This is a genomic window from Mesorhizobium sp. M0045 (assembly GCF_040323385.1).
Lineage (GTDB): Bacteria > Pseudomonadota > Alphaproteobacteria > Rhizobiales > Rhizobiaceae > Mesorhizobium.
Genome location: NZ_JAMYUY010000022.1, coordinates 90,224 through 96,223 on the forward strand (window position 1 = coordinate 90,224; position 6,000 = coordinate 96,223).

7 protein-coding genes and 1 pseudogene are annotated in these 6,000 nt (G+C 62.9%); 4 read left to right on the forward strand and 4 right to left on the reverse strand.

Going from position 1 to position 6,000, the window contains the following annotated elements; genetic code table 11:
- Nucleotides 1-85 precede the first annotated feature (85 nt).
- Entirely contained in the window at nt 86-490 is a 405-nt protein-coding gene (locus tag NKJ72_RS26215; protein WP_352480028.1) for a hypothetical protein, read from the reverse strand.
- A 413-nt stretch (nt 491-903) separates the two neighbouring features.
- Here NKJ72_RS26215 and NKJ72_RS26220 point away from each other — a divergent pair, with 413 nt between their 5' ends.
- Complete coding sequence (locus NKJ72_RS26220; protein ID WP_352480029.1) at nt 904-2,106, forward strand: aromatic ring-hydroxylating oxygenase subunit alpha; 1,203 nt, start codon at nt 904-906, stop codon at nt 2,104-2,106.
- 11 nt (nt 2,107-2,117) lie between these two features.
- Here NKJ72_RS26220 and NKJ72_RS26225 read toward each other — a convergent pair whose 3' ends face one another.
- The 3 genes from NKJ72_RS26225 to NKJ72_RS26235 form a co-directional block, all read right to left on the reverse strand.
- A complete protein-coding gene (locus NKJ72_RS26225) occupies nt 2,118-2,885 on the reverse strand; it encodes a DUF429 domain-containing protein (RefSeq protein ID WP_352480040.1) in 768 nt (255 codons plus the stop codon).
- A 92-nt stretch (nt 2,886-2,977) separates the two neighbouring features.
- Complete coding sequence (pdxY, locus tag NKJ72_RS26230; RefSeq protein ID WP_254817752.1) at nt 2,978-3,862, reverse strand: pyridoxal kinase PdxY; 885 nt, start codon at nt 3,860-3,862, stop codon at nt 2,978-2,980.
- Nucleotides 3,863-3,870: 8 nt separating this feature from the next.
- Complete coding sequence (locus tag NKJ72_RS26235; RefSeq protein WP_352480041.1) at nt 3,871-4,104, reverse strand: hypothetical protein; 234 nt, start codon at nt 4,102-4,104, stop codon at nt 3,871-3,873.
- Nucleotides 4,105-4,266: 162 nt separating this feature from the next.
- On the opposite strand from NKJ72_RS26235, the gene NKJ72_RS26240 reads away from it, so the two are divergent.
- The 3 genes and pseudogenes from NKJ72_RS26240 to NKJ72_RS26250 all read left to right on the forward strand — a co-directional run.
- Entirely contained in the window at nt 4,267-4,911 is a 645-nt protein-coding gene (locus tag NKJ72_RS26240; protein WP_352480030.1) for a LemA family protein, read from the forward strand.
- 85 nt (nt 4,912-4,996) lie between these two features.
- A complete protein-coding gene (locus tag NKJ72_RS26245; RefSeq protein WP_502901898.1) occupies nt 4,997-5,806 on the forward strand; it encodes a TPM domain-containing protein in 810 nt (269 codons plus the stop codon).
- 4 nt (nt 5,807-5,810) lie between these two features.
- Nucleotides 5,811-6,000 (forward strand): annotated as a pseudogene (locus NKJ72_RS26250) (TPM domain-containing protein); the annotation flags it as partial.

Here is a 6,000-nt window from a genome sequence, read left to right on the forward strand (position 1 = left end):
CCGCCATCTCTCCCGGAAGAAAAAGGCTCCCGGCCGACATTGCGGCGGGAGCCTGACTGGAGTGCTGGAGGGCGCTCGCAAAAAATCAAAAAACGTTCGGCGTATCGGCCAGCGGGGCGGCGTTGGCGATCATGCGGACCGGCCGTGCCTTGCCCGACTGGGCGGCGATGACGCGCAGGCAGTCCAGGCTCTCGGCGCCCCAGGCCTGCCCCTTGCAGGCGAAATCGATCTCCGAAATCGGCAGGCGCGCCGTCTTGGTGCTGGTCGTCGCGCCATCGATGAGGTTGGCCGGCGGGTTCAGTGAGGCGAAGGCCGGACCGACGGTCGGCGTCAACGCCATGCCGGCAAATGCGGCGGACGCCAGCAGCATGAACATCGCCATTGGATGATCACTGGCGCGCTGGCGCAGCGCCAGCTTCGGGCGCCGGTCGTTACGTTGGGGACCCTGCTGGCGAAGGTCGGTATTGGTGACCTGGATTTTCGTACGCATCGTCGTTTCCTTCGGTCTTCTTCTTTTCTCTGTTGAAACGAACCTAATCGCACCTTGTAACCGGCCAACGATGATGGATTAACGATTGTGTAACCGGCATGAAACCAGGCCCGCGGCCATTCCTGGGCGAACCGATCAGGTGTAGCTGCAGCACAGGTGGCATTCTCGTTTTCCGCTACCCACGGCACCAGATCCACGTCGCCTTGCCAGGCCCACGGAGCGTCGGGCGCTCAACAAGCGTGAGGGGATTAACGTCCGGAATTCCCGGGATTTTCCCGGCTTCGATCGTTCGGACTCGGCTCTCAAATCCGGCTCGATTTCCCGCCAAGAATTCTCCCCATTTTTGCAAGCCATTGCATTTCAACGGAAAATATGCTTTTATTGAACGATCATTCAATAAATAAAGAGCCTTTATGAACCCGCATCTGCGTGACGTGGCAATTCCCAACGATTGGGATCGGCGGGGGCTGCCGGGCTGGAGCTATCATTCCGACGCCTTGCTCGAACTCGAGAAAGAGCACGTCTTCCGCAATCATTGGCAGATCGCCGGCCATGTCTGCGACGTGCCGAACGCCGGCGACTATCTGACGATGGATGTGGTCGGCGAGCGGGCGCTGATCGTGCGCGGCAAGGATGGCGTTGTATGCGCCTTCAACAATATGTGCCGCCACCGCGGCAGTCGCGTTGTCGCCGACAGCCAGGGCACTTGCAAGAACGCGCTGGTCTGCCCTTTCCATGGCTGGGTCTACAATCTCGACGGCACACTGCGCGGTGCTGCCCGCCCGCGTTCCTTCCCCGACCTCGACAAGACCGAATTCGGCTTGATGCCGCTCGAGCTCGAAATCTGGATGGGCTTCATCTTCATCCGCTTCCGCAAGGGTGGGCCGCAGCCATCCGTGGCCGAGCTGTTGAAGCCGATCGAAGCCGAGATTGCTCATTACGGCGTGGTCGAGATGGTGCCGTCCCGGGGCATCTGGACCCAAAATACGCCGGTCAACTGGAAGTCGGTGCGCGACGTCGACAATGAAGGCTACCACGTCGCCATGGCACATCCGGCGCTGCAGGATCTTTACGGTGCGACCTATTTCGACGAGCCGTTCGTCAACGGCGTATCGCGCTCGTTCGCCACTTACAATCCGCATGCCGGACGGCGCTGGAGCGTCGCGCAATATATCAAGCTCGCACCCGAGGCGAAGCACCTGCCGGAGCACCTGCGCAAGGCCTGGATCTACTACGGCATCTTCCCGAACAACGTGCTGTCGATCATGCCGGAATCGGTACAGTTCTATCAGGAATTCCCGCTGTCGACGGGTGAGACGCTGCTGCGCGGCGCCATCTACCGCTATCGCGACGAGACCAGGCAACAGGCGGCTGCTCGCTACCTGTCCTACCGCATCGATCGCGACACGCTGGCCGAGGACGTGCAGCTTTCGATATGGTCCAACGAATCCATGCTGTCCGAAGCCTTCGGAGGTTTTTACCTCTCCGATCTCGAATATGGCGTGCGCACCCACCACGACCATTTACGTAAGCAAATTCCCGTGCTCGGATTGGAGACTGCGCCCGAGGAGAAGGATATGTGGGCACTCAACGAGGCGCTCAGATCACGCTCCTGACGCCCTGGTCCTCAGGCCCAAATGGCGACCGGAATGCCTAAACGATCGGCGAGCGGCGGATCCGGAAACGGCATTGCCTCGCCTCTGACGATGCGTCCGGCAACCACCATCATTGCCGCGGCGTCGAGGAAATCGTCGGCGGCCGCGCCGCGCGGCGGCGTCTGGTCGAGAAAATCCTCGCTATAACCATGCTGGGCAAGCAGCGCCTTGCGTTCGGCCATGCCGGCCGGATTGATGTTGCCCCTGATCTTCTTGGGCAGGCGCATAGCGCGGTCGCCGTTCAGTTTGCAGAAGGCAACTTCCGGATGCGATTCGAAGACGCGGCTGCGCAGTTCGGGCCGCGCGATCAGCAGCGAATCGATCTCGCGGATCTTGGCGAAGATGCCGAAGGCCTGGATCGAGACGCCGCGCGGCGGATCTGATGTCGTCCTGGCCACCTCGCTTGCCTTGCGATGTGCGGCATACCAGGCGTCGACCGTGGTGAAAGCTTCGATCTCGGCGTAGAGCGCGGCGCGGGAGGGGATGGCAAAGACACTGGACTGCCGGGCCCCGAGCAGCGGCCGCACCAGCGCCTCCGGGCCGCGACCGCCTCTTTGCGAGAAATCGGGCAGGCCGATCGGCATGTCGACCGCCACGATCGCATTGACGGGCAGTCGGTCGAGCAACGCCGCGAAGCTTGGGAAAACGGCTGTAGACGGTGCCGCACCGGGATCGCGGCGGACGGCTATCCAGCCAGCCTTGCAGCCGTCGACGCCGACAAGCACAACATCCTCGGGCACAACGTCCTCGGGCACAACGCTCTCGGGCACAACATGGTCGGGCACAACATCATCGGGCGCAACATCCTGCGGCACGGCGTTTTCGGCCTGCGTCACGCCCGGCGGTCCCGTTCCGGATGCAGGAGATGGCGAAGCTGCACCATCGCCATTGGGTGCGACAGGCTCTGGGCATCGGTCTCGAGCTGCAACTCGTCGCCGCCGCGCTTGGCGGTGCGCGCCAGGATCTCGTAGACCGCCGCAGTGGTCGATTGCAGAGCCTTGGCGGCCGGCTGGCCGGACAGGATCCGCGCTAGGTAGACGGCAGCCGTCAGGTCGCCGAGCCCATTCGGCGGCTTGTCAATGAGCCGGTGTTCGGCAAGCAGCGCCTCCCTGCCTGTGAGCAGCAAATTGCCGGTGCCGCCGGCCATCATCGCCGGCGCCGATGTGACCAGCATGGCCGGTGGGCCGGCTTGCAGGGCCGCAGCCATTGCCGATTTCAGGTCTGGCAGCGGCGCTCCGGCCATCCATTCCAGCTCATAGCGGTTGGGCGTGGCGATATCGGCGATCGGCATCAGCCGGTCGCGCATGGCGATAGCGGTCGGCTCAGGTACGTAGAGGCCGCCCGAATCGCCCATCACCGGGTCGCAGATATAGAGGGCTTCCGGTGTCTTCGCCTTGACCGCGCCGACCAGCGAAGCAACGGCATCGGCCTGGCCAGCCTCGCCGAGATAGCCGGACAGCACGGCGCCGACCTCGCCCAGCCACGGCGCGCGCTCGAGGTCGGTCATCAGCGCCTTGAACTGGTCCAGCGGCGGCACGATGCGGGTGGCCCGGCCATGGCCCGGATGCCAGGGCAAAATGACGGTCGGCACCGCCCAAACCGGAAAGCCGAGCGTCTCCAGCGCAAAGACGGCGGCACGGTTGCCGACCGAGCCACGTGCGACATGGCTGGAGACGACGATGACCGCGCGCGGCGCGTCGGTTTTTTCGGCACTCATTGATTTTCCTAACTGCCCCTGGTGACGAAAAGCACGAGCCAGATCAACAGGCCGATGGCAATAAGCAAGCCCGCTGCCCGACCGATGCGGGTGCCCCAATATTCGATCGGATCCGACCGGTCGGCATCGGCCGCGGTGACGCGGTCGCGCGCGAGGAACGAGGTGCCGCCCGGGTCGGTCTCGCGCGCCACCCGCTCGATGATGCGGCGCGATTCCGCGTCGCTGTCGTGGCGTTTCGCCATGGTGATACCCCGTTTCATGCCGAGCTTAACCCGTTCGCCTTGTCTGTCACAGGGCCTGACGGTGAATGGCAGAAACCAGTAACACTTCTCGGCCGAAGTCATTTTCTTACGCAAGGATTGTGCTAATGCTTCGCCTGCCAATGCTATCGACGGGACCTTATCATGCTCGCCCAGCGCCTTTGTTCACCGCCAATCTTCCGTAATATAGCTGCGTTCCTGGTCATGGCCGTCGTGCTGCCGCTGCTTGCGGGCTGCGGCTACAACACCATCCCGACAGCTGAGGAAAACGCCAAGGCAGCATGGAGCGAGGTGTTGAATCAATACCAGCGCCGCGCCGATCTCATCCCCAATCTTGTCAACACGGTCAAGGGATACGCCGCGCACGAGAAGGATACGCTCGATGCCGTGGTCGAAGCGCGTGCCAAGGCGACGCAGGTGACCGTGACGCCGGAAACGCTGAACAATCCGGAAGCCTTCAAGAAATTCCAGGACAGCCAGGCCGGCTTGACCAGCGCGCTGTCGCGCCTGCTGGCAGTGGTGGAGAACTACCCCGATCTCAAGGCCAACCAGAACTTTCTGGCGCTGCAAGCACAACTCGAAGGCACCGAGAACCGCATCACGGTCGCCCGCCGCGACTATATCCAGGCAGTGAGAGAGTACAATCTGTCGCTGAGGACCTTTCCGTCGGTGATCTGGGCGACCTTGTGGTTTCGCGGCAACCAGCCGTTTGCGAATTTCACCATCGAGGAGGATAAGATGCAGCCGCCGAAGATCGATTTCGGCACCAACACCACGCAAGGCGGGTGAACGGCGCCTGTTGAGCCTGGGCCTGTTGGCCTTGTATTCCTTCGCGCCCCCCTCTGTCCTGCCGGACATCTCCCCACAGAGGGGGGTGGGAAGAAACGCCGCCCTGATTTTTCTTGGCTTCGTTCCAACCTTTCTCCTGCTCCCTCTCATCGTTCTCGCCGCCGAATTGCCGGCGCTGACCGGACGGGTCGTCGACAATGCCGGCATCATCGATGCCGCAACCGAGGCGGCGCTGACGCAGAAGCTTGCCGATTTCGAGACCAAGGGTTCGGACCAGATCGTGGTCGCGACCATCCCCAGCCTCGACGGTGAGGAAATCGAGCCTTACGCCAACCGGCTGTTCCGCGCCTGGAAACTGGGCCAGGCGAAGGAGAACAACGGCGTCCTGCTTCTGGTGGCGCCGAACGACCGCAAGATGCGCATCGAGGTCGGCTATGGGCTGGAAGGCACGCTGACCGACCTGCACACCAAGCTGATCATTGAAAATGACATGGTGCCGGCCTTCCGTGCCGGCGATTTCTCTGGCGGCATCAGCAAGGCCGTCGATGACATGATCATGGTGCTGGAAGGCAATCCCGAAGAGCTGGAAGCCCGCGGCGAACGCAACCAGCAGCCGCCGTTCAACAGCGACGATCTATTCTTCACGATCTTCATAGCCATCTGGGCAATCATCTTTTTCGGCGGCCTCGCAGCCTCCATCCTGCCGCCGATCTTCGGCCAGAAGATCGGTCCCGGCCGCTATCGCTGGCTGGGCATGACCTTCGAGCCAAACCGGCGGTCGTCCGGCGGCTGGTCGGGAGGTTCCGGCGGGGGATGGTCGTCGGGTTCAAGCGGTGGCGGGTTTTCCGGCGGCGGCGGTTCGTCCGGTGGCGGCGGCTCCTCGGGAAGTTGGTGACGAGATGACAAGACACGCCATCAGCCCGGTGGAATTCGGCCGTTTCGTCAAAACGATCGGCACCGCGCTTATGGCCATAGCGGTGCTGCTGGTCGGCTTCGCGGCCATTGCCGCCGAATTGCCGGCGCTGACCGGACGGGTCGTCGACAATGCCGGCATCATCGATGCCGCAACCGAGGCGGCGCTGACGCAGA

Bases quoted from the DNA above. Each gene is read 5' to 3' on its own strand.
- NKJ72_RS26215 (WP_352480028.1), bottom strand. From the start codon at position 490: ATGCGTACGAAAATCCAGGTCACCAATACCGACCTTCGCCAGCAGGGT.
- NKJ72_RS26235 (WP_352480041.1), bottom strand. From the start codon at position 4,104: ATGGCGAAACGCCACGACAGCGACGCGGAATCGCGCCGCATCATCGAG.
- pdxY (WP_254817752.1), bottom strand. From the start codon at position 3,862: ATGAGTGCCGAAAAAACCGACGCGCCGCGCGCGGTCATCGTCGTCTCC.
- NKJ72_RS26240 (WP_352480030.1), top strand. From the start codon at position 4,267: ATGCTCGCCCAGCGCCTTTGTTCACCGCCAATCTTCCGTAATATAGCT.
- NKJ72_RS26220 (WP_352480029.1), top strand. From the start codon at position 904: ATGAACCCGCATCTGCGTGACGTGGCAATTCCCAACGATTGGGATCGG.